General features: G+C 65.2%; 14 protein-coding genes, 1 tRNA gene and 1 pseudogene. 10 read left to right on the top strand and 6 right to left on the bottom strand.

What is annotated here, in order from left to right; translation table 11 throughout:
* The first annotated feature begins 1165 nt into the window (after window positions 1-1165).
* From ACIBCJ_RS18435 to ACIBCJ_RS18425, 3 genes are read left to right on the top strand one after another with little or no spacing between them, the layout of a single operon-like run.
* Window positions 1166-3295 (top strand): hypothetical protein, encoded by a 2130-nt coding sequence (locus ACIBCJ_RS18435; protein WP_365979949.1) that lies wholly within the window; start codon window positions 1166-1168, stop codon window positions 3293-3295.
* The gene (locus ACIBCJ_RS18430) at window positions 3292-4248 is read left to right on the top strand and encodes a hypothetical protein (RefSeq protein WP_365979948.1); all 957 of its coding nucleotides are present in this window, start codon (window positions 3292-3294) and stop codon (window positions 4246-4248) included. The genes ACIBCJ_RS18435 and ACIBCJ_RS18430 overlap by 4 nt, the downstream gene beginning before the upstream one ends.
* The gene (locus ACIBCJ_RS18425) at window positions 4241-9862 is read left to right on the top strand and encodes a DEAD/DEAH box helicase (RefSeq protein WP_365979947.1); all 5622 of its coding nucleotides are present in this window, start codon (window positions 4241-4243) and stop codon (window positions 9860-9862) included. The genes ACIBCJ_RS18430 and ACIBCJ_RS18425 overlap by 8 nt, the downstream gene beginning before the upstream one ends.
* 374 nt (window positions 9863-10236) lie before the next feature.
* Here ACIBCJ_RS18425 and ACIBCJ_RS18420 read toward each other — a convergent pair whose 3' ends face one another.
* The gene (locus ACIBCJ_RS18420; RefSeq protein WP_365979946.1) at window positions 10237-11319 is read right to left on the bottom strand and encodes a restriction endonuclease; all 1083 of its coding nucleotides are present in this window, start codon (window positions 11317-11319) and stop codon (window positions 10237-10239) included.
* Window positions 11320-11343: 24 nt separating this feature from the next.
* On the opposite strand from ACIBCJ_RS18420, the gene ACIBCJ_RS18415 reads away from it, so the two are divergent.
* A complete protein-coding gene (locus tag ACIBCJ_RS18415; protein ID WP_365979945.1) occupies window positions 11344-11676 on the top strand; it encodes a hypothetical protein in 333 nt (110 codons plus the stop codon).
* A 39-nt stretch (window positions 11677-11715) separates the two neighbouring features.
* Window positions 11716-12518 (top strand): IS5 family transposase gene (locus tag ACIBCJ_RS18410; RefSeq protein WP_399282762.1). Its coding sequence is split into 2 segments (ribosomal slippage): window positions 11716-12067 and window positions 12067-12518, totalling 804 coding nucleotides; the frame shifts between segments, so codons are not numbered across the junction.
* Window positions 12519-12553: 35 nt separating this feature from the next.
* On the opposite strand, the gene ACIBCJ_RS18405 is transcribed toward ACIBCJ_RS18410, so the two are convergent.
* The 4 genes from ACIBCJ_RS18405 to ACIBCJ_RS18390 form a co-directional block, all read right to left on the bottom strand.
* Window positions 12554-13114, bottom strand: coding sequence for a hypothetical protein (locus ACIBCJ_RS18405; RefSeq protein ID WP_365979944.1), 561 nt, complete (start codon window positions 13112-13114; stop codon window positions 12554-12556).
* Window positions 13115-13728: 614 nt separating this feature from the next.
* Window positions 13729-14475, bottom strand: coding sequence for a hypothetical protein (locus ACIBCJ_RS18400; RefSeq protein WP_365979943.1), 747 nt, complete (start codon window positions 14473-14475; stop codon window positions 13729-13731).
* Window positions 14472-14876 (bottom strand): hypothetical protein, encoded by a 405-nt coding sequence (locus ACIBCJ_RS18395; protein WP_365979942.1) that lies wholly within the window; start codon window positions 14874-14876, stop codon window positions 14472-14474. The genes ACIBCJ_RS18400 and ACIBCJ_RS18395 overlap by 4 nt, the downstream gene beginning before the upstream one ends.
* Before the next feature lie 484 nt (window positions 14877-15360).
* A complete protein-coding gene (locus ACIBCJ_RS18390; RefSeq protein WP_365979941.1) occupies window positions 15361-16215 on the bottom strand; it encodes an ETEC_3214 domain-containing protein in 855 nt (284 codons plus the stop codon).
* 844 nt (window positions 16216-17059) lie between these two features.
* On the opposite strand from ACIBCJ_RS18390, the gene ACIBCJ_RS18385 reads away from it, so the two are divergent.
* From ACIBCJ_RS18385 to ACIBCJ_RS18370, 4 genes and pseudogenes are all read left to right on the top strand, one after another.
* The gene (locus tag ACIBCJ_RS18385) at window positions 17060-17440 is read left to right on the top strand and encodes a hypothetical protein (RefSeq protein WP_365979940.1); all 381 of its coding nucleotides are present in this window, start codon (window positions 17060-17062) and stop codon (window positions 17438-17440) included.
* Entirely contained in the window at window positions 17437-18912 is a 1476-nt protein-coding gene (locus ACIBCJ_RS18380; protein WP_365979939.1) for a caspase family protein, read from the top strand. Before ACIBCJ_RS18385 ends, ACIBCJ_RS18380 begins: the two co-directional genes overlap by 4 nt.
* Before the next feature lie 288 nt (window positions 18913-19200).
* Window positions 19201-20461 (top strand): annotated as a pseudogene (locus ACIBCJ_RS18375) (tyrosine-type recombinase/integrase); the annotation flags it as partial.
* Between the two features lie 189 nt (window positions 20462-20650).
* On the top strand, window positions 20651-21505 hold the full coding sequence (locus ACIBCJ_RS18370; RefSeq protein ID WP_365979938.1) for a nuclease-related domain-containing protein: 855 nt from the start codon (window positions 20651-20653) through the stop codon (window positions 21503-21505).
* A gap of 230 nt (window positions 21506-21735) precedes the next feature.
* On the opposite strand, the gene ACIBCJ_RS18365 is transcribed toward ACIBCJ_RS18370, so the two are convergent.
* Window positions 21736-21807: transfer RNA gene (locus ACIBCJ_RS18365), tRNA-Arg, on the bottom strand.
* A 235-nt stretch (window positions 21808-22042) separates the two neighbouring features.
* Between ACIBCJ_RS18365 and ACIBCJ_RS18360 the strand changes: the two genes are divergently transcribed.
* Window positions 22043-22519, top strand: a complete 477-nt coding sequence (locus tag ACIBCJ_RS18360; protein WP_365979937.1) for a response regulator — start codon at window positions 22043-22045, stop codon at window positions 22517-22519.
* Window positions 22520-22555: the final 36 nt, after the last annotated feature.

The raw sequence follows: 22555 nt of genomic DNA, 5'->3' as shown, positions 1-22555 counted from the left end.
TCCGGGCGGGCACCTGCGAGGAATTCCGCCGTTAGGGACCGTGTGCCGGGCACCGCTTCAGCTGCGCATCGCAGCACTTGGATGACTGAAGTCCGAGTTGCCCCTCGTCGCACCAACCTTGCGAGCGGCAACGGGGAGCCTAGAGCTTGAGGTCGCCATACACCCGCGTTCCGCCGAACCGCCCCACAGACGGGGGTGAGCGCGTGATCAGCACGCGCCTCATCAGGGTTACTGGGAGCGGTGAGGACCCGCCCGACCGCGGGGAGGCACTGGAGCAGAACCGGGGGAGGCCCGGCTCCGCTCCGAGCAGCACACACCTGCACACACCCGAAGACCCCGGCCTCAGCGTTACCGCTGGTGCCAGAGTCTCTGGGCACCTCATGTTGGGTGCCCCCGGCAGGATTCCAACCTGCGCACACGGCTCCGGAGGCCGCTTGGGAACTGGTTAACGCTGCAGGTCACGGCCCTGCACGTGGTAGATCAGGCGAGACCAGTCCACGGATAGTCCATGGATGGCTGCGCACCGCTTTCGAACCCGGCTTGGGTAATGCGGGGCAAAGCCATCTCAGCCTGGCGCGGATGTACACCTTGATTCGCTCGCGACCGCTGTCGTCCGCTGCTAAGGTCCGCGCGTACGGCCTCGGTTGCCGGGTGGCCCGGTCCCTGGGCGCCTTTTCAGTCGGCGGGGATGCGTTCCTCCGGGGCGGCGGCGCGGACTAGGTCGCCCGCGGACTCTTGGAGACGAACCTCTTGGAAGAGTTTGAGCTCGCATGTGCGCGTTTGGCCATGTCCGACGCTTATTTGGCGAACCTGGCCCAGAACTCGGTTCAAAGGTCGGAAGCGCTCCGTGCCGATGTACGCCGGAGCCTTCGCCAGATGGAAAGCTGGCCCGGAGACCTGTAGCGACACCCGTGCCGGTCACGCAAGCGCAGGTCACCGGCTTGCGGAAGCTCCTGACAGGGAACGCGTGCTGTCGTATCGTTGCCGACATCAGTGCACTCACCACGGACGTCCCTCTCTGCGCGCCCCACGTTGCAGCCACCTGGCCAAGCCGCCGCCACCACGCGGCGCAACAGTCGGGCCGGGAACAGGCCGCGGCGAGGGCACGTCCCCCCACGCCACGCAAGATCTAGATGCGGACAGCGCTGTGGGCAGAGGCAGGCAGATGAAGCGAGCGTACGACCGGTGGCACGAAGTCCTCTCTGACGAGTTCTTCGGTGCTGACCATGCCCTGCAGAGCACCGTGCTGTATGTCGACGACGAGGTTGAACGGGAACTCGCCCAGCGGTTCGGCATCGAGGAGTCGCTCAGCAGCGCCGTCGCGGACGAGCTCTACTGGTCGGGGTCGGACAAGGCTCTGCTCTGGCGCGTGATGAGCCAGTGCCAGGTATGGGCGGCGAAAGGAAGCCCCGGCCCGCCGCCGAGCCTTCCGGTCCTGGCGGCGTCGGTCCTCGCGGCCACCCGGATGGCGACCTCGGACGGTATGCGCCGAACGAATTTCCGCGGACGTTGGTACCAGATGTTCGGCGTCCCGCAGGAGGGACCTGAAGCGAACCGCCTCGACAAGGCCCTGGACGACGTAGCGGCCATGTGGGAAGAACTGGACTCCTGGCTCGAAGAAACCGGCGGCCTGTACGGGGCGAGCACAGTGAGCACGGACGAGTTCTACTGGCGCGTGGGATACCCGGTCTCCCAGGCGCTCGTCCGCAGGTCGGACCGCCAAGCGCTCACACGCTTCTTCGCCACGACCCGGCTGCGGCCCCACAACTCGACCGAGGTACCAGGCCGAGAGCTCCTGCGGCGGCTCAACGCGTGGAGTGCGGGGCGTGGCCGAGGCCTGTCTCCCCGGCTTATGGAGGAGCTGAAGTTCGCATCTGCGCCCAGTAGCGCCGAGGCCGGCGATCCACTCATCGTCGCCCTTCTGGAGCGGCTGGCCGCCGACTGGGACGGAACCCTCCATGAGCCGGAGCGGCAGCAGCGGCGCCGGGCGCTGGGCTTGCGTATCGCGGTGACGGACAAGGGCCGTCGGCTGGAGTGGCTTGCGGACGCTGCCGAAGGTGTAGAGGAGACGACCGTCCGGATTCACGACGGCCGGTCCTTCACCCTCCGCACCGACTACGGGGGGGTCTACTCAGGGCTTGAGACCTTGGTGCCTTCAGAGCCCCAGCTCCGCCTCGGTGTCCATCTCGACGGCGACGACCTCGTCATCGAATGGGTGCCTCAGGAGGTCGTACTGCTCCGCATGCACGCGGATCTCGGCGAGTGGGTGAGCACAGAGTATTTCGAACCCGGTGAGCCGCACTGGATACTGGCGTCCTCGTCGTCGGCAGCCCAGGTACGCGCCGTGCTTAGCGGGCTCCGGTCCAAGACGGTGCGGGAGGTTGCCGCCCCTGTCCCCGGGTGGCGGCTCTTCAAGGGCGTGCGAGCTGCCGACACCTCCGCGTTCAAGCAGGCGCTGGACTCCAGCGCTGAGCACAGCTACGTCCTGCACCCCCAGATCAGGCAGCACACGAAGCTGATCGGCGGACTCCGCATCGCCCGCGAGTACCGCACCGGATCCGGCGTCGCGGGCCATTACCTCAGGGGCGGGGAACCCGACCTTTTCCTGCCGGCCTCCGACACTCCCGACCGTACCGTCGAGGTATCCCTCGACGGTCAGACTGAGAACCTGCGCGCTGACCCCCGGGTGCCCTTCCCCCTCAACTGCCTCGCCTTCGAGGAAGGCCAGCACGAGGTAGGCACGTCTTCGAGCCGCCAGATCTTCACTGTCTACGACGGGTTCCACGAAGGACTCCCGGAGGGCACCGGTTCGCTCGGTTACCGGTGCGTAGGCACTTCCGCACACCGCGTCAGCGAGTGCGACGGCGAGGACAGCGGAGCCTTAATCCGGGGCGCGGATGCAACTTCTGCTCCCGCCCCGGCCCGAACAGTCGTCGTCAAGCTCGAGGTTATGGAGTCCTGCTTCCTCGACCAGCACGGAACCGTGACGCCGGTGCGGAGGCAGGAAGCACCGTCGTGGGTCAGCAAGCGCATCCCCCAGGCGTCCGAAACCCCCGCGTTGGAAGCAGAGATCCCTAATGGTGCTGTGTGGTTCGTCTACCGCACTCCACAGCGATGGTGGGTGCGGCCAGCTGATCCCGGTACTCCGGCTCCTGCCCCGGTACCGACCCGGGAGGACTACCGCTGGGCATACGTCGTACTCAGCGCCGCCGATGCGTGCCGGGTGGCAGGCTGGGCCGAGTACGTGGCTGCTGCCGCAGAAATCAGCAACACGCGCGATCGGGGTGGGAAATGAGCACGGGAATCGGCGCGGGAGACCTGTTGCTGCGCTGGCTTAGCGAAGAGGGGGCGGGGAGTCTCACCGAAGCAAAGCAGAGTCTGTGGTGGCTCGGTGCCAAGGAGTCCGACGAGATCGAGTCCGGCGCACCAGGCCGTTGGCTCCGTGATGCCGTGTCTCTGGCATACCTCGACGTCGACTGGAGCGGGCGCCGCTGGTCCGCTGCACCACCAGTGCTCACCCCGCTGCCTAAAGCACAGGGCCTTGCCACCATCACGGGCAGCCGCACGGCCTCCTTCGACCGGCGACTCGACGAGCTGAAGGACGAGGGGCTCGTCCAGCTGTACCGGGCCTCGTCGGACCGGCCGCCTCGGGACATCCCGCTTCCCTCTTCGTACTTCGTCCGATTCGGAGACGAAAGCGAACTTCGCGATCTGGCGGAAGACCTCGGAGCTGTCTTCGCTCCCACCTTCGCCTACCAAGGTGCAACCCTGCTGCCGGGCTTGGACCTGGCGGAGCGCACCTCGGCGCCGGAGTACGGAGCACCGCTGGAGCGCTACGACTTGGCGCAACGGCGGTACATGCCGACCGTCCGTCCGCAGGGGGACGGTCTGTACCGGCTGAAGCGCAGGGACAGCAAGCGGGTCTGCCAAGTTCTCCGCGACGGGGCCTGGTTCGAGACCACGCACGAGTACGGCATCTACACGTTGCTATCCGAGCAGAACTGCGCCGCCGACGTATTGCGGTGGCGCCCCGAGGCCGACTGCGGTCGCGACGGCATCGGGACGCTCTTCGTGGACTGGGGCTATCCGCTGCCGGACCTGCAGCGGAGGGTTGCTGCCATGTGCTCCGGCCTCGCACCCCGCATTCAGGAGTCAGCCCAGAATCTTGCGTACGACAACGTCCCGGGGGACGTGGCATTGAAGATCGCCGCATCGCTCGGGCAGACGCTCGGAGACCTTCATGCATGACAACGCGGCGAAAGAACCCGCAGCAGATCACGGACTGGACATCGTCGGCTCCTTTGATCACCTCAAGAATGCGCTCTTCCGCTACTACGACACCCCTTTCGGGCTGGCGGACGATGAACTGGAGAAGGAACGGCGTCGGTTGTTCGATCGTGATGGGGGCGCCTGGCGCCGCCCGCTGATCGAGGTCCGGCCGCAGTACGTCTCTGCCGGAGTGAGCATCGCCGCGTCGGCCCGCGAGGCCGCCGCCCACCCCCAACTCGCCGAACTCGTTGAGCTGGGCCTCCTCAAGGGTGTTCGCTCTCTCCACGAGCACCAGCACCAGGCGCTCGCCGCCGCGATCAGGGACCGGCGCGACGTTGTCATCACTGCCGGTACCGGATCAGGTAAGACGGAGGCGTTCCTGCTCCCCATCCTTGCTGACCTGGTGCGGGAGTCCGAGTCGTGGAGTGCGACGTCAGCCCCGGCCAACCGCTGGTGGACCTCGCCCGACGGTGCTTTCCAGCCGCAGAGGGCTGGCGAGCGCGGCCGCCACGCCGCCGTTCGCGCCCTCGTGCTGTACCCGATGAACGCGCTCGTCGACGACCAGATGATGCGTCTGCGCAAGGCCCTGGACAGCGACTGCGTGCGCGCGTGGTTTGAGGCCAAGCGCCCTGGCCACCGCTTCTACTTCGGCCGCTACACAGGGGCGACACCTGTCCCGGGGGACATCGGTTCTGCTGTCGGCGTCAGGAACCTCCGCAAGGAGTTTGCCGCTACTGAGGCACGCTCCCGCCAGGCCCAGAGCGGCGACGGTGACGGCAAGTACTTCATCCCCCGGCTCGATGGTGCGGAGATGCGCTCCCGCTGGGACATGATTCAGGCGCCCCCGGACATCATGATTACCAACTACAGCATGCTGAACGTCATGCTGATGCGGTCCCGGGAAGCGTCTGTCTTCGAGAAGACGCGCCAGTGGCTGCACCAGGTCCCTGACGCCCGTTTCACCCTGGTGGTCGACGAGCTCCACACGTATCGCGGCACAGCCGGTACGGAGATCGCGTACCTGCTGAGGAACCTCCGCCACCGCCTGGGCCTCACCGACCGTCCTGACAAGTTCCGGGTCATCGCAGCTTCTGCCTCCCTCGAAGCACCCCGGGACCTCGACTTCCTCCAGGAGTTCTTCGGGATCGAACGCGACCGGTTTGAGGTGCTCGGCGGACGACTGGACCTGCCTGCATCCACGGACTTCGACTTGTCGGATCATGCTGCCGAGTTCGCGCGTCTCGGCTCTGAGCCCGGAGTGGCCGAGGCTGACGACCTCTTGGCCCGTACCGGTGCCGGCGACGCGCTCACTAATGCACTTCGGGACGGCGACCGGCTGACCGCCGACTTCGACGACGCAGTCGCCGCCAGGATGTTCCCGGCGGTGGCGAAGGAGCAGCAAGCAGAAGCTCTGGCAGGCGTTTTGGCCGCGCTTCGCCGCAGCGGGCTGTCCAAGTTGCCGACTCTGCGGGGCCACCTCTTTTTCAGAAACATCCCTGGAGTCTGGGCGTGCTCAGATCCTGAGTGCCCGCAGATCCCCGCAGGAGAACCCGCTGACGGAGAGCCCACCCACGGAGAGGACAGCGACCGGACCGTCGGAAAGCTCTTCTCGCGGCCGACCTCGCGATGCGACTGCGGAGCCCGGGTCCTCGAACTGCTCTACTGCCAGAACTGCGGCGATGTGCTGCTGGGCGGGTATGCCCCGGAATCCGCCTTCAAGCAGCGCAGGGGGAAGGGATTCGAAGCCGGTCTCCTTGCCGACCTGCCTGACCTCGACTCGCTACCGGACGGGGGCTCCCTCGGCCCCAACGCGGCTAACTACGTCGTCTACTGGCCGAGGAAGAAGCACCCTGCCGCGGACAAGTTGGACTGGGAGACGAGTTCCGACAAGGGGGCGATGAGCGCCGGATTCGAGTTCAAGCGGAGTGCGTACGACCCCCGCACCGGCATGCTGCGCAACCACAGGGACCACACCGGTTGGTCCTTTCACACCAGCGTTCCAGAGCCGAAGCGCGGCCGCCCCCGCCTCCGGCTCGAAGACCTTCCGGCTGCTCCGTCCCAGTGCCCTGGCTGCGGCGACAACTGGGAGGTCCGGCGTATCGGGCACGACCACCTCAGCCTGAGCGACCCCCGTCGCCTCCGGACCCCAGTCCGTTCGATGCGCACCGGTTTCGAGAAGGTCAACCAGGTACTCACCACCGCCGTCCTCGCCCCACTGCCCACGCGTCAGGCCGTCGTCTTCTCCGACAGCCGCCAGGACGCTGCGAAGCTCGCAGCCGGCCTCGGCCTGCGTCATTACCAGGATCTCCTGCGTCTCCTTCTTGCCGAGGAAGTCGCAGACCAAGGAGACCCCGCAACCGACCTGGCAGCAATCCAGAGCTTCTACCAGAGTGCCTCGCGGACCCAGGAGGACCTAGCGGCAGCTCAGGCCGCCCGTAAGCGGATCCGGCCCAGGGACCCCGCCGCATACGACCAATGGGAGAAGCTCCAGAAGCCGCCCTCTGCCGACAGTCTCGACGACCTCGCCGATGATTCAGAACCCGACACGGAGGCGGAGCTCTACGCGAGTCTGAGCAGGGTTCCGAGTCTGGACAGCCACGCCGCCACCGTTGCCGAGAGGCTAGTCCACCTCGGAGTGAATCCCGGAGGGCCGAACGCCTCGCTGCAGACGGCTCGCTATGAGAAGGACGCTGAGACACGGCGGTGGTCGTCGCTGTACCGATGGCCCGATGATCCCGAAGGGAAGGTCCGCGACGAGTCCGGCACGGTTCTCAGCGCGCGGCAGCGTGATCTCCGCGACGACATACGGGAGTCCCTCAGCCGGGAGCTCCTCATGGGACTGTTCGGCAGTGCGGGCAGGGACTTCGAATCACTCGGTCTCGGCTGGCTCTCGCTGGCGTCAGACAGGTCGGTCCTCACCAGCGACCAGGCTTCGGAGATCGCACTCGTACGGGGAAGCCTGCGTGTCCTCGGTCACCTGCGCCGATTCGCAGGCCTCCGTACCGCTGCGGACACTCCCCCTCGTCGCCTCCGCGATTACTGGCAGAAGGTTGCAGCGGTCACAGGCCAAGACGAGGAGGATGTCCGGCATCGAGCCGAGCGTGCCTGGGGCAAGGCCGTCATCGGGTACGTGATCCAGCCGGAGGAGGTGTCCCTCCGCCACGGTGAAGGCCTCGCGTGGGAGTGCGGCGTATGCCACCGTCGGCACCTGCATCCCGGGACCGGCATCTGTACGAAATGCGGAGGGCCGCTGCCTCCCGAGGCGGAGCACTTCGACGCGCCGGAGGACGACTACTACGCGTGGATGGCGAAGAATGGAATTGGGAAGTTTCGCCTGAATACCGCAGAGCTCACCGGTCAGACCGACCGGATCGAGGCCCAAGGGCGCCAAGCCCGCTTCCAGAGTGTGTTCCTCAACGATGAGGAACACCCCCGGCCCGACACCCTCGACGTGCTCTCGGTGACCACGACGATGGAAGCCGGCGTGGACATCGGACCGCTCTCCGTCGTGCTGATGGCCAACATGCCGCCCACCCGCTTCAACTACCAGCAGCGGGTCGGTCGTGCGGGCCGCCGCGGGGCGCCCGTAGCCCTTGCGCTCACGGTCTGCCGCGGGCGCAGTCACGACGAGCACTACTTCCAAGACCCCAAGCGCATTGTTGACGCTCCGACCCCGCCTCCGTACCTCTCTACGGATATGAAGGACATCTACCAGCGGGTCCTCGCCTCTGAGGTGCTCCGTCGGGCGTTCGAATCCGCACAGGCGAAGTCCACGGGCGACGCTGAGCTCGACCCGACGCGCAACGTCCACGGCCAGTTCGGACTCGTCCGCGACTGGCATGCTGTCCGCCCTGCAGTCGAGGCGTGGATTGCATCCGAGGCCGCACAGATCCGTGCGGTGGCCGAGGCCCTCGTCAGCCACACGAAAGGCACCGACTCTCTCGAAGCGGCACTTCGATGGGCGACGGAGCGCCTCGTTGCCGAAGTAACCGCTGTCGCTGAATCAACCCGTGGGCACCACGATCTGAGCCAGCGCCTGGCCGAGTCCGGCCTCCTCCCGATGTTCGGCTTCCCGACATCGGTCCGCTACCTCTACACGAGGCGGCCGGGAGAGTCCTACCCGTGGCCCCCGCCGGGTGTTGTCGACCGCTCGCTCGACATCGCGATTTCACAGTTCGCCCCTGGTGCGGAGACCGTAAAGGACGGAAAGGTCCACACAGCGGTCGGTGTGGCCGGGTATGTGCCTGGAGGCAGAACCCCGAAAGCTGTGGCCGACCCCCTCGGCGAAGCGCAGCACATCGGTATGTGCCGTGCGTGCGGGCACCTCGACGAGGATGCCAAGACTGTTCCCGAGCCGGGCGGAGATGAAGAGCGGATTGCGGAGTGCCCCGCCTGCGGAGCATCCGACGGCTCGTACCGGGAGGTCGGCCTCCATCAGCCGGCGGGCTTCTTGACTGGAGGGAAGGCGCGCGACTTCGACGGCAACTTCGCCTGGAGGGCCAGATCACTCTCCCCGCGTACGGCAGCGGACCTGGAGTCCGGTGCTCCTCAACGGATTACCCAATCCGGGATGGTGGTGCATGCCGGGAAGGGCCGCCGCTACGCGGTCAACGACAACGGCGGCCGGCTCTTCCACTTCTCCCCAGCCAAGGCGACCTCCAACTGGTCCGGTGCCTTGGTAGAGGCAGAAGCTGCCGTCTACGCGCCCTGGCTGGTCGGAACCGCTGAAGACGCCAGCAGCACCCCTGGCACAGCGATCGGCGCGGTCCAGCACACCGACCTCTTCCTCCTCGGCCCGGCCTCGGGTGAAAGTCTGGAACACGGCCTCCGCCTCAACCTCGCCTCGGTCGCCCAGACGACTGGATTCCCGGATGACCGCTCCGGACGCCGTGCCGGCTGGTACTCCTTGGCCGCGCTCCTCCGTGTGGCCGCCGGCGATATCCTCCAGGTCCAGCCGAACGAGATTGCCTCCGGTATCCACGGTGCCGGATCCGCCGGCTCCCGAGCTCGGACGTTCGCGTTCCTCTCCGACACCCTCGACAACGGCGCGGGCTACTGCACCCACCTGGCCGACCCCGAGGTCTTCAACGACCTCTTGGCCGCCGCCAACCGCATGGTCGAGAAGTTCCGTGACGGCAGCCATGGCCGCGACTGCCGGGGCTCCTGCTACGAGTGCCTGCGCGACTACACCAACATGGCCTACCACTCGCTCCTGGACTGGCGGCTCGCCGACGACCTCCTTGCCATCCTCTCCGGGGAGGCCACAGGTAACCGTATCGAGCCGCGCCAGCCCAGTCGGCTGCTGCAGAACTGGGCGGCTGACTTCCCGGAGAGCGATGCCGAGTTCGTACCGGACCTCGGTGGGGCAGGCCCGGCCGTCCTGTTTGAGCAGCGTATGTGGGTGGCCGCCAAGAGTCCCTTCGAGGCAGCTGACGACCAACTTGAATCCCCCCGGATCTCTGCGGTCAGGCGAGCCGCGGCTGCAGACAGCCGAGGCATCCCTGAGGTCGTTTTCGCCGACGACTTCCTCCTCGATAAGGCGCCCGCGAAGATTGTCTCCATGGTGACCGACTTCGAGGGCATCGACGAATAGCGGTACAGGATCAGAACTACGACTGTCTTCAACCCCTCCCTCAGATCCTGATCGCTAACTATCCACAACGCTGAACCGAGTGATCGTCAGGTGGGGGGGAACTTCCATTCCGCGTGGGAGAAGACGACAAAGGACCCCCAGATCACAGACCTGGGGGTTTCGTGTGGAGCGGGTGACGAGAATCGAACTCGCGCTCGCAGCTTGGGAAGCTGCGATCTCGTGGGGCCGGTCTGGGCGCTGACCTGGGCGAACGGTTGGATCGTGGCTCGATCGAGCTGGCCGCTTTCACCGTGATTCCCCGCTCTTCCCCGCTCGATCTGGTGCGGTTGTGGTGCAGTGCTGCGGCTTGGCCTTCGCTACTCCCGGACGGCGGCTCATTGGATGTCAGAGGGCTGCCAACCTGGAGGTGTCTTGGGAAGGCCGATCAGGACGTCCATGTTCAGGTGTTCCTTGAGCAGCGCCTTGAGATTGCGCCCGTTGATGAGCTGCATCCTGCCGTTTCGGTGAGCGAAGTCAGCGCTCGCCTTGCCAAACCAAGAGGTCGTTACCAGGACTCCGCGACTAGCAGCCTTGTCGTGCATCACCCCCGCCAATGCCCGAACCGTCTCAACGGGCACTGCGTTTTTAGACCTTTTCGCCTGTATGGCGAAGACAGTGGTCCCGACCGGGTCCCGCTGGACCGCGACGGCGTCCACACCGTCATCTCGCGAGCCCTGAGTTCGCCACGTCTCGAGGCCCATGGCTTCGAACAGTTCGCGTACAAGCCGCTCAAAGGCGTAGGGGTCCACCTGCAGGAGGTCGGGGCGGCTGTCGAGCCCTGCCACGGCGCCGACATCCGCCGTAATGCGGTATCGCGACAGATCGATCTCAACGACTGGGGGCACCGCCTCCAGATCGTGCGGATGGCGGGAGACGACAGCGCCGAGGTACTTCAGGCTCTCCTGCGCATCGAGTTCGGGCTCGTCTAATACGAGTTCGTCCAACTGCTCGCGCTGGGCGACCACGCTCACCAGGCAAGGTCGCACCGGCCGCCCGGTTGCGCGATCCTTCGCACTCACATGCCCGTTGAACACCACCGTTGTGACGAGATCAGGTGGGGTGGTGGAGAAGGCCTCGTCCAGTGCCCGCAGGGCAAGGCGGGCGACCAGAGTGCGGTAAACCCTCTTCGTCTCGGCCTCCTTCCGCGGCTGAGCGACGATCTCAGTCCGCTGGGCCACAACCCGGTAGGCCACCACGGCCGGCACTACGTCAAGCTGAGGTAGCTCTACCTCAATGAGGAGCTGCTGAGCCTCAGGTATGTACGCCGCTCCCGCATCGACACGGCACCCTTTGGGCACGGAAGAGCCGCGCAGCACTTCTTCCACAGCCTCTGCAACGCCCTGCGGGGCCTGCTTGGCGAGTGCTTGCTCGACATAGGGGTGCCAGCTCTTCAGGTTCCTGGGCCGGTCCGTCAGCACCGCCTATAGCTCCGCCAGGCGCTCTTGGGCCTGGCGGGTGCGCTTCTCGGCATCAGCCTTCAGCTCCAGCAAGTGCATTTCTCGCGCCTGCTTCTGCCGCTCCTTCTCCACACGAGCCTGCTCCCGCTCGCGCTGCTCAGCAGCGCGCTGCCGTTCGGCCTGGCGCTTGGCCAACTCGCGCTCGATACGGGCGACCTCACGCGCCTGTGCCCCCTGGCCCCGCTCCAGATGCTTCTGTCCTGCGGCCACCAGACGGGCGCGCTCGGCTTCGGCTTTGGCGGCTTCCCGTCTCTGACGGCGCCGACGCTCCTCAGCGGCCTTCGCAGCCGCCTGCTCCTTCTGCTGAGCACGCTTTAAGACGGTGTCTTGATTGGCGCCCGGCTCGTTGCGCCGGGCATGGACATAGTTGAGCGGCTGGTGCCGGACGGGCTATGGGAGATCCTCCAGACGGTGGCGCCGGAGCCGCCGGTACGCACCCAGGGTGAAGGCCGGCGGCGGTGTGATGACCGCGCGGTACTGGCCGCGATCATCTTCGTTGCCACCTCGGGTTGTACCTGGCGGCAATTGCCGCCGGTCTTCGGCGCCTCCTGGCAGACGGTCCACCGTCGCTTCACCGACTGGTCCACGGCCCGGGTGTGGGCCAAGCTGCACCGGGTGGTGCTGGACCGGCTCGGCGGGAGCGGCGAGCTGGACTGGTCGCGCTGCGCGATCGACTCGGCCAGTGTCCGGGCGGTCAAAGGGGGCCCCTGACTGGACCAAATCCGACCGATCGCGGCAAGCTCGGGTCGAAGATTCACGTCATATTCGAGCGCAACGGGCTGCCGATCTCGGTGGGCATCTCCGGCGCCAACCTCCACGACAGCAAGGCCCTGATACCGCTGATGCGCGGCATCCCGCCGATCCGTTCCCGCTACGGGCCCCGTCGCCGCCGCCCGGCCAAGCTCCATGCGGACAAGGGCTACGACTTCGACCACCTGCGAGGCTGGCTGCGCCGTCGACAGATCGTGCCACGCATCGCCCGCCGCGGCGTCGAGCCGTCCAGCCGCCTGGGCCGGCATCGCTGGGTGGTTGAGCGCACGATGTCCTGGCTGAACGGCTGCCGCCGTCTGCACCGCCGCTACGAGCGGACGGCCGAGCACTTCCTCGCCTTCGTCGGCATCGCCAGCGCCCTCATCTGCTACCGCCGACTCAGCCGCTGAGGCCCACCTTCTCCGCGACCCAGCGCAGGGGCGATCTACCAGTGGTGCCAAACCTCTGCGGGAGTGATGTCCCAGGAGCTGCCCGCGATCTCTCCCGTGTTGAAAAACGATGCCCAGCTCAGGACCGCATCGCCAGCACGCTGCCCGCCCCGTTCGAACGCGAAGTTCGGCCAGCACAGGTCCCCCGTGAGGCAAAACGAGATGCCCAGGCCACGTTCAACAGCGCACGCCTCCATCTCCGCGTCCAGCTCCGACGGCACACGGCCGATCAGACGGATTCCCTCGCAGGTGACCTGGGGGCCGCGCAGCCCATCAACGAGCACGCAGGTCAAGCCCACGTCCTCGACGAAATAGCACTTCACAGCGGCGCGATGCTTGTCCGACCCGGCCCTGCGAAACTCCACGCGCCATTGGGCCCGTTGCGGATTCCACCGCTCAATCTCACGCTCCTCGGCAGCGAAGCCATGCCCCGTCATGATCGCTACTGCCTCATGTCGATCATCTCCGAAGCTCAGCGGCCCAACCGTCTGGCAGGGGACGTAGTCCCACTGCTCCCGCTCGGAGTCCGCGAGCACCGCCCAGTAGCCCATGTCCATCGACGCATGATCGTCCACACGGCGCTGCCGGCACAATCTGACCGAAGGCCCAGAGGAAGTACCCAGGTCCACGATCCCGCTCGGTCCCCTATCGCAGCCAATCAAGACGAGGTCTAACTCAGCGGCCTTGGCCTGCTGCTTCGCTTTGTACGCCTCAGCAAGCACTTGCATCACTGACTTACGGCGCGCCACGAGACCCCCACCTGCACTCCCGCCACCTTCGAAAGCTGCACGCACACCACGGCTCCCCTGCCGGGCACCCCTCAGCGATACCCAAGTCTGCTGAACAGGAATCGTTGCGCTAGCCAAGCGCGGCCAGACCACCACACGACCATAAGCTTGGGAAGCCTGGGTCTTCTGGTTGCCACTACGGTGCTGACCTGCGGTGGAACTGTGCTCCGGCCCATGGCGGTACGCGGTCGATTCCCCGTTGTCTCCTGGGAGTCCCACAGGTTCTGGCACACGGATGGCACGCTTCTTGCCCCCGTCGTCCCTGGAGGCTGGGTCTTGAATGTCTGAGCCCTCAGACGACGAACGTCAACGACGATGGCAAGTGCGTCGGACGATCAGATCTGGAGAGTTGGGACGCTGAACGGACTTGGTGATGTCGACGGCTACGAGTAGGCCGCGTACAGGACAGATATAAGGATGCCGAGTAGAACGCCGGCGCCGAACCACCGCAATCGACCCTCCCAGTCGGGGAGAACCACCGGTGGAGGCGGGGTCACCCTTGCCTCGACTCGCTCCGCGATGTCCGTGAGCGACCTCGTCACCTGCTCGAGCCTGACCGCCTGGGTGCTGTCACCCTTCAGGTTGCCGACTCGGTGTGTCGCCGTACTGAGATCCTCCAGGCTGTTCTCCAGCCGGGCGGCGAGCCCGTTAAGATCGCTGCCGTCGTGGTGGCCGAGAACCCCCTCCAACCGTCTGACGAGCAGGTCAAGCGCGTCAAAGTCGAGCTTCGCGGAGGCTTTGGACAGACGGTCTGCGGCGTGGGTCAGCTGGCCGGCGACATCCTCGTTGATGCTGTGGCTTGCATGGGTGAGAAGGCCAGCGACGTCCTCATTGATCCGGTGAGAGGCGCGTGAGATCTGACCGGCGACGTCCTCGTTGATGCTCCGGGCGGCCAAGGAGAGCTGACTGACTGTGTCAGGCGAGATAACACCGTCTCGCAGAGCATCTTCGAGCATCTGTGACAGCGCGGGCGCGGACTTCCCCAGCTTCGCGAGTGTGGCCCTGGTTTGCGGGTCGATCTCGTGATGGATGTTGATGTCGCCGATGTGGTCACGGCCGACAAAGGCGCCGTCGCCGTAGTTGTTCTGGACGGTGCGCTGCTCCGGAGGCGCCGGGTCGTCGGTGGTCACCGGTCGTCTCGGGTGTTGATGTTGATGTCGCCGTAGTGGTCGTTGCCGATGAAGGCCCCGGAGCTGTGGTTGTGCTGGGAGCCGATGTTGACCGTCTTCGTCGGCGCCGTCGTCTTGAGTTCCTCGATGTCGGCTCGGGCGTCGGGGTGAGCGTCGAGAAAGGCGGCAAGCAGCTCGGTCCAGGTGTCGGTGACAGTACGCCCAGTGATTTCACGCCGGGCCAGGGCTGCCACGTGCTCGTTCAGCATCTGTAGGACAGCGGCCTCCTCCTGAGGGTTGCCACCGCGACGGAAGATTGCCGAGATCCGGGTGCGCAAAGCGTCGGCCTGGCCCTGGAGCAGGTAGGAGAGGACGCCGCTGGCAGCTCCTGTGCTCACGGCCATCACTGCTTCTTCGTACATGGGACGGTTCCCCCTTCGGACCGTTTCGCACGCCAGAACTGATCGACCGTACCGGCCATGGCACAGCAGGTGCCGGGCAATGCGGGGCGCTGACCGAAATCCGCTGCTGAAGGCGTGTTCCCTACGCCCGCTGAGCAATGAGGCCAGCGTTCTCACGTGAGGGCGCCAGCCTGACCTGGCGTTTTCTTGTAGAGATGGCGGGATCTGAAACCACGACCTCTTCGTCCCGAACTATCGGCTGGGAGGTCATCGGGGATTGGCGGGCTGGTCAGCCGGCCATCGAGGGCCGTTGATGGTTGTCCGTGGTCGCGGTGGTTGCTGTACCTCGCTGCTGTACTGCACTTCCCTCATCGCGCGATGGAAGCGGTCTCTGACATGGCCAGTCGTAGACGGCCTGCACCTGGCGAAGGGAATACGGCCACTGTCCGGGCCCGCCGCTGTATCCCGCGCTTCGGAAGATCCAACCATCACTCCGCGTTGCTCCTTAGCTCGCGCAGGCGTGCTGCGGCGAACCGGACCTTCCAGCGCAGCCGATCCAGGCGCGACCGCAGGCCGTATTCGGGCTCGACGAGGATGACGCGGCCGATCTCCGGGCCGACTGCTGAGGGCAGATAGATTCGAGGCGGAGGGCGCTGCCGCCCGCGATGAGGACGGAGTTGATCCGGGCCAGTGCCCGGTAACCCTCGATCTGCGAAGGGTCCTCGCACGCCTCCGAGTTGCCGCCTAGACCGACGGGGGCAGCGGCGGGGTGTCCGGCATCGGAGACTCCCACTACCCAGGTCCGGTAGCCGCCAGGACTCCCGAAGTAGTGAGACTCGGAGTAGGAGTACCGCTGGGCGCCGACGGCCCAGAGGGGAGGACCGGCGACCTCGGGGTGAGGGAGGGAGGAGAGGTGCGACTTCCCCAGGCGGATGACATGCTCGGTGCCGATTCGGATGGCCGGCCGGAAGGTCCTACTGCGGGTCGTGAGGCTGTACATCGCGACCTCGTCGTCCTCTGTGCACCATGTGGTTAGGTAGGCCATCCTGCCCAGCGGCCAGGTGCGGACGGTCATCTCCTGCTCGGCGATGCTGATGCCTGTGCCCTCAGGCTCCGGGTCCCCGACGAACTGCTCGACGCTCTGCTTGTACTGCCAGGCAGGCTCGCCGAACAGCTCCTTGACGTACTCATGCCGGACGTGCGGAGCCAGCTTCCGGTAGTTCCTGATGAACAACGCCCGCTTGCCGAGCGTGCCGCGCCACCATCCGCGCAGCGTGTTGTAGAGGGCGACGTAGGCGCCGAACACCGCGGCGATCATCCAGATGTTGAGCTTGGTGTCAACGGTCGGTATCCAGTGCACGGCAGCATCCTGCCGCACTGTCAGATCCCGGCGATACCAGCCGCTAGAACACGGTGGTGACTATGGACTGGGATCGGTTGGTGCGACTGCTGGCGGGTGATGACGATGCGTCCGTGGCTGCCCTGGCTGCCGTGCTCAGCGGTGCTTCCTACGTGGAGTGGGATGGAACTGTGCCTGCTGAGTGGCTTGCCCGGACCTATGCGCGCCGACTTCGGAGCACGCGGCGGAAGGGCGTCGAGACTGTGGGACTGGAACGAGCGGTGCACCTCCTCGGTGGGCATGACCAGCCGGTGCGCCTGGGGCGGGTCACAGCTACCGATGGAGCATGGGTCTTCATGCTCTTCCTCACCGAAGACGGCGGTGCACTGGTGGCCTGCACGGGCGTACGGCGGGCGGGCGGCCCATCACCGCTTTAGGAGAGAGGCTGGGCGATCTGCGTGCTGAGCTGTGGCTTCACCGGCCGGGGCCGCGGGCGGGTACTCGACCGCGGGCCGCCGGTGTTGACCGTGGCTGACCCCTGCATCTGGCACGGCTGTGGCACGAACCTCAGCCGACGACAGTCAGCCACGACGGCGGGCGCACCGACCGACCGGGCGCGCGTATGCCTCGCTGCATCTCCACCGGCCTTCGCCACGCTGCCACTGCCGTCGACCAGAGCAAGTCGTGACGGCTGTCCCGTAACGACGATGCCTGAGCCCTCAGCTTGGGTAACTGCGAGACGCGCTCCTTGACAATGGCTGAGATTGTTCCGAGTGACCAAATTACACAAAGCAGCCACGAGACCCAACGTTGACAGTAGAATCACGAAGAGCCCTAATCGTACACCTGAAGGGTAAGCGAACCGTTGACTACGCAATGGCCTGTTGAGGCTCAGATTAGTGTCACCAAACTTGACGAACGGAAGCACCTCGAATCTCTGGATTCCTGGCTGCGACTGGATTCCAATTTCAGGGGGCGGACAAATCTTTCCGGTACACCTTCAGAAGGTGATCTAGGAACAGCAGGTGAGCTACTGACTGTCGCCATCGGTAGCGGCGGCGTAATCTCGGTTCTCGCGACGTCGCTGAGCGCATGGCTTCAGCAACCGAGAAAAGCCGACATCACATTGAAGGTCACACGACCGAACGGAACCGCCGTGGAAATTGACGCCAAGCGTGCCACTCTGCAAGAAGTAGCTAAGCTACTTAATAAGGCACTGGGAGCTGAAGAGGGAGCGACCGAATGAGGCTTCCGGATAGCGAAAAATCCCGTATTGTTTTAATCGGCTCATCTCGCTACGGATCGGCGGAACTTCCCGACGTTTCAGCTATTGAGAACAACGTGTCGACACTATTCGAAACTTTCACGGCAAAATCCACAGGAATCATCATTCCAGAAAATTGCACCACTCTTCTGAATCCCGAAGATCAGTCCAGTGTCGGCGAGTTAGTAACCTCCGCGTCAGAGGAAGCGGAAGATCTTCTTCTGATCTATTATGCGGGGCATGGACTTCTTAGTTCTGCTCGTCATGAGCTATTCTTGTCCACCACCAATACATCACCGGGTTCGCGGCTTCCGTTCACTGCGGTAGATTATTCGAATATTCGCGACGCCTGCATGGAAAGCAGTGCTAGGACTCGCGTAGTAATTCTAGATTGCTGTTATTCAGGTCGAGCAATCTCGGGTGCGCTTTCTGCCTCTGAATCAGATGCCGTCTTCTTTAATCAGATTCAAGTGGCTGGCACCTATGTGCTTGCCGCCTCGCCCGGACACGGGGTGGCAAAGGTCCACCCTGGACATCCGTTCACAGCGTTCACCGGTGAACTTCTGCGAATCCTGCGAGAGGGGATTCCGGGAGCCGAAAGCCTGTTGGCGCTGAATTCTATCTACAAGCATCTGCAATCTTCGCTCCGGGCCAGTGGAAATCCTATCCCTCAGCAGCAGATCACCGAAAATGCCGATGTTATGGCTTTGGCTAGAAATGCGGCATTCGACCATAGTGTGCGAGATTACGAAAAGCCTGTGATCGTATCTCCTGGAGGAATTGCATCCGGTGTGCATCCTCTCAGTTCAGGGACATTTGTCGATGATGCTGTGGTGGAAGTGCCGCGCGTCCCGCGAACGCTTGCTGGACGGGACGAACTAGTTCGCATCAAACCGCCGAAATGGGATTACCTCCTTTATGCGTCTTCCTTGCGGCTCGGGCTGGAGTCCCTGAATGAAAAGTGGGCGCAATACGAGGCTGGTCGTTCATCTCGGTCTCGCCGTATGAGTGTTGCACAACTTTGCCACTACGTCGAGAGTTCTCTGAACAAGCTACAAAGGATTACTGACCGAATTGACGAATGTTTGAGTCAGGAACTACAGGATAAAGCCTTCGAGCAGTCGGCGGAGCAGGCTGATCCTGACCTTATCAAGCGAATGGCGAGCGATCTGGTTGGCGTTTATGAGGACTATATGGATTGGGCTATGACGATCAGGGGAATCGTTGCGCCTCATAAGGCGGCCCGTCTTATTGAAATGACTGCCCTCATTGCGGACACTCCGGTCCGCGAAGTGAAGACTTTCATCCAGCAATACTTTGATGAAATTGACGCCCTAGGTGATCGGTATGCATCCAGTGAAGTAGCATCAATTAATATCAACTTGAAGCTCGAAATCACTCTCAATCAAGAGGTACTTGACGCATTCTTGGAGGAGCGGAAAAAGCTCAACTGACCCACGACGCTCTGACTACCTGGTACCAGGCCGCTAGGTCTGGAAGGTCGGTCCGGGGTGAAGCCGTTCTGATCAGTCGCGCGAACTGCGCAGCGAGCCCCCTGGTGTTCGGCCGGTCACCGTTTACTACAACCCCTCATCCGGCAGGCGGCTGATTGCTGCGTGCGCGGCATGGGCGCCGGCCGGGCTGGAGCGGGGCGGAGACAGGAGCGCAGGCCCGGCCGGGGGCCGGGCCGCGCGCGGGGAGCGGAGCGAGCCGCCTTGCTGTGAAGGTCTGGAGCGTTCGTAAGCGGGACCTTCCGGACCAAGGCGTTCGCCGACCACTACCGCACGAAGCTCATGCGCGCGATGCGCGACGGCGAGGAGTTCGACACGGAGTCGGGCCTTCCGGCTTCGATGGAAGAGAAGAAGTCGGCCGTGTCGTGGTACGCCTTCGCTCTCAGGTACCTCGCCATGAAGTGGCCCCATGCCGCCCCCAACACACGGGACTGCATCAACGAAGCCCTTACCAGCGTGACGCTGGGGCTCCTCGACGAGCGCGCCGGACGGCCGTCCGACGAGGTGATTCGCAGAGCATTGCGCAACTGGGCCTGATGACCGGGAAGTCCCGGACGACGTGCGGAACGTTCTCCACTGGGTGTCCAAGGCGTCCCGGCCGCTCGCTGATCTTGCTGAACCGGCCACGGCTCGCGCGGTCCTCGATTCGCTGAAGCTCAAGCTCGACGGCGCGGCGGCAGCGGCGGAGACCGTGCGGCGTAAGCGTCGGACGCTCGTCAATGCCGCGAATTACGCCGTCGACCTGGGGGAGCTGCGGGAGAACCCCATCACGGCTGTCCGCTGGCAGAAGGCGAAGGTGTCCAACCAGGTCGATCCGCGGGTAGTCGCCAACCCGGAGCAAGCACGGAACCTGCTGGCGGCGGTTTCCTACGTGGGTGGGTACCGGCGTGCCCGTGGTCGTCGCCTCGTGGGTCTGTTCGCCGCCATGTATTTCGGCGGTCTCCGGCCGGCGGAAGCGGTCGGCCTCGTCGAGACGGACCTGCACCTTCCCGGGCAGGGCTGGGGCTCGGCGCTGCTCCACCGGACTCGTCCGTCCGTCGGCAAGCAGTGGACCGACTCGGGGGAGACCCATGACGACCGCGGGCTGAAGAATCGGCCGACCGAGGACGTCAGGCGGGTGCCCATTCCGCCCCACCTCGTCGCCGTGCTCCGCGAGCACCTGGCCACCTTCGGCACGGCGGACGACGGGCGGCTGTTCTTCAGTGAGAAGGGCTCGGTCGTCCCGTCCTCGACCTACTACCGCGTGTGGCAGGAGGCCCGGCTCCTGGCGCTTCCGTCGGCCGTCGCCGCCTCGCCGCTCGCGAGCGAGCCGTACGACCTTCGACACTCGGCGCTGTCGACGTGGCTCAATGCCGGAGTGGATCCGACGGAGGTCGCCGAGCGTGCCGGCAACAGCGTTGAGGTCCTGCTGACCCGCTACGCGAAGTATCTCGACGGACGGCAGGACGTCGCCAACCGCCGCATCGAGGACATGCTCCGCGAGTACGAGTGAGACAACCCGCACCCACACTGAGGCTCCAGGCATGCCGCCTGGGGCCTCAGTCGTTTCATGCCTTACCGGGGACGGTGCTGCATCCGGAAAGAGCGAGCTCGGCCGCGCTGCTTGCCCCGCGGTCTTGTGGCCCTCTCTCGCTTGCTGCTGGCATGTCGGCAACGTCAATGCGAGAGTACAGGGGGCCTTGTGGAGCTGCGCGTCACGCGCTGGAAGCGGTACGGGCGTGATCGCCTGTATGCCAACCCGTCGGACGGCACCGCGGCCGGTTGGGCAGATGTCATGACGGGGGACATCACGGTTTTGGTGGCGGAGTATCAGGACGACGTGATTACCGTGCTCACACAGCACTTACAGAAGCTCACGGAGCCGGTTTCGCCAGACAGTGCGCCCGGGGTTGCAGAGCGTCCGAAGCTGCCGCCTCTGACGCCGGCGGACGATCTGGCCGGGAACCCTCCCGGGGCCTCCTTGCGTGATCTGCTCGACGAATCCGGACCGGGACTGTTGGAGCGAATGATCGCGCGGGTTCTTCGGCGACCTACTGAGTGGGATTCCTGGCGGAAGGGATTGGAGGGGGAGCGGCGAGTGGGAGCCGAGCTGAACCGCTTGGGGCGCCACGGTTGGCGTGTCCTGCACTCCATCCCCTTGGCCAACAAAGTGGATATCGATCACTTACTGATCGGGCCTGGTGGGGTGTTCAGCATCAATACGAAGCACCACCACAAGAGGGCCGTGTGGGTCGGGGACGATTCCGTGAAAGTTGATCACGGGAAACCGGCTCCCTACGCGCGCAAGAGCCGGGCGGAGGCCAACCAGGTCGTCCGCGTGCTTGAGCGTTACTGCGACTTCCCGGTACCGGTGGAGCCGGTGCTGGTCTTCGTCGGTGTCTCCGAGCTGAAGGTGGTTGCCACACAGCTCAGTGTCCGGGTCTACGAGGAGCGCCAGGTAGCGGCACTCGCTCCACTCTCAGGCTCGCTCACGGCTGACCAGGTGGAGCAGGTGTACGGCGTCGCTCGTCATCGTCAGGCTTGGGCCCGGGCCTGAGCCGGCGGCCCCGCGGCGTGACGATCCCTGCCGGGCGGAGGTGACCGACGTTGGTGCGGCCTCGTCTTTTCCTGGACCTCACCTGCGGCGATGCTTCAAGATCCCGTCCACGCCTCGTCCACAGACCCCGACATACGGCCGCTCCGGGCCGCACACGTCTGCACATACGCGAAGACCCCGTTCTCAGCGTTTCCGCTGGTGACGGGGTCTTTAGGCACCTCACAAGGGGGTGCCCCCGGCAGGATTCGAACCTGCGCACACGGCTCCGGAGGCCGTTGCTCTATCCCCTGAGCTACGGGGGCGTGTCCGTCGCGGGCGATGTTGCTCGCGGCGACGGGTAGAACACTACCAGCTCGTCCGGGGTGGTCATGAACGGGTTTTCGCGGGTCGTCGGGGCGACCAGTGGAGGGCGCGGTCCCCGTGCCAGGCAAGTCGAGAGGGCGCCCCGCGACGGGTGGAACGCGAGGGCGTCCCCCGCAGGGGGTGGAAGTGGGGAAAACCCGGACGCGGTGGCGGGCGCGGACCTACTCTCGGGTTGTGCCTAGGGCGTCCGGCCGGATTCTTGTTGTGGACGACAACAAGGTCATCCGGCAGCTGATCAGGGTCAACCTCGAGCTGGAGGGCTTCGAGGTCGTGACCGCGGGCGATGGTGCCGAGTGTCTGGAAGTCGTCCATCAGGTGCGGCCCGACGTCGTGACACTGGACGTGGTCATGCCTCGGCTGGACGGGCTCAGGACCGCTGCCCGGCTGCGTGCCGATCCGCATACCCGGGACCTTCCAATCGCGATCGTCAGCGCCTGTACGCAGTACGAGGTCGACGCCGGGTTCGCCGTGGGGGTCGACGCCTTCCTGGCCAAGCCCTTCGAGCCCGCCGAGCTCGTCCGGCTCGTCCGGCAGTTGGCCGAAGGGGAAGATGGTGAAGTGGGCGGGGCGGCTGCCGCCTCGTCCCCTGTCTCGTCGGTGCGGGCCGTTCGTGGGCTTGCCGGGGAGAGCGAGACGTCGCCTCAGGCGTGAGCACTCAAGGCTCAGTACCCAACGCCAGTGTCCAAT

The organism is Streptomyces sp. NPDC051136, assembly GCF_044455745.1.
Classification (GTDB): domain Bacteria; phylum Actinomycetota; class Actinomycetes; order Streptomycetales; family Streptomycetaceae; genus Streptomyces.
This window is presented reverse-complemented; position numbering and strand designations above follow the sequence as displayed.